Annotated in this window: 1 protein-coding gene; it reads right to left on the reverse strand. The window is 68.4% G+C overall.

Going from position 1 to position 450, the window contains the following annotated elements:
* Positions 1 to 450 (reverse strand): DNA gyrase subunit A (locus MWC30_RS21930; RefSeq protein WP_272495892.1); only part of this gene is annotated, 450 nt, incomplete at both ends.

A 450-nucleotide genomic window follows, 5' to 3' on the forward strand; every position in this document is an offset into this window, starting at 1 on the left:
GACGGCGTCGCGCTTGAGGATGATCCCCAGGCGCTGACCGGTGCGGCCGGAGGACTCATCGCGCAGATCTGCGATCCCGCTGACCTTGCCGTCCTTGACCAGCTCGGCGATCTTGACCGCCAGACGGTCCGGGTTGGCGTGGTACGGCAGCTCGGTGACCACCAGGCAGGTGCGGCCCTGGATCTCCTCCACGTTGACCACGGCGCGCATGGTGATGGAGCCGCGGCCGGTGCGGTAGGCCTCCTCGATGCCCTTGGTGCCCAGGATCTGCGCACCGGTGGGGAAGTCGGGCCCCTTGATCCGCTCGAGCAGCGCCTCCAGCAGCTCCTCCCGGCTGGCCTGCAGGTTCTTCAGGTACCACTGGACGCCGTCGGCGACCTCGCGCAGGTTGTGCGGTGGGATGTTGGTGGCCATGCCGACGGCGATGCCGGAGCTTCCATTGACCAGCAG

It is taken from the genome of Desulforhabdus sp. TSK (genome assembly GCF_022836495.1).
Classification (GTDB): Bacteria; Desulfobacterota; Syntrophobacteria; order Syntrophobacterales; family Syntrophobacteraceae; genus Desulforhabdus.